General features: G+C 43.1%; 1 protein-coding gene. It reads left to right on the top strand.

The window, feature by feature from the left end:
- Window positions 1-289: 289 nt before the first annotated feature.
- On the top strand, window positions 290-737 hold a 448-nt coding region (locus tag R7044_RS25280), incomplete at its 3' end, for a retention module-containing protein (RefSeq protein ID WP_225456004.1).

Below are 737 nucleotides of genomic sequence, written 5' to 3'. Positions count from 1 at the left end.
TTAGTTAAGTGACTTTGATAACTCCGTTTTTTATCAGACCGACTACACTTGTTTAGAAATAAGTGACGCATTTCATATAATTAATTGATATTGCGCCGCTAGGATATGTGTACCATTTTTGTGACAGATAGTAACTTTCACTTGTTTTGGGATGTGGAACGCAATAAGTCGATTGTTTAATGAGTTGATAGTTAGTTTAATCAACCAACGATGTGCAAAACACCACATATATTCAACTAAAAACTATGCAATAGGTTAATGGGAAACGTTGGCCATTAGCGGAGGTCAGATGAGTACGCAAACCGTGCCGCAAAACGCGATTGTAAATGCTGTCAAAGGGGAAGTTTTGGTATTGGATCTTACAGGTAAGATCCGAGTGGTAAGCGCCGGAGATGCGTTAAATACAGGGGATGTCATTGTCACAGAAAACAATGCGTCTTTGGATGTTCTAATCAATAACGAGCTCTATCTTGTCGACCAAAACTGTGTCGCGTGTCTTCCCGAGCCTTCATCAGAACAACCGGAAACTTTGGTTCAAACCCCGGTTGATGGTCAAATTGCTTTCGACCCGACGGCGATTGATAGTGCTAATTTTGACGCAAATGATGTTGCTGCTATCCAACAAGCGATTTTGGAAGGTGCCGACCCGACAGCAATTCTTGAAGCAACGGCCGCTGGTGGCGATGCGTCTGGCTCGGCAAATGCTGGCTATGTGACGGTTGAATACAACAACCCAG

The organism is Vibrio sp. 1402 (genome assembly GCF_033340275.1).
This window is presented reverse-complemented; position numbering and strand designations above follow the sequence as displayed.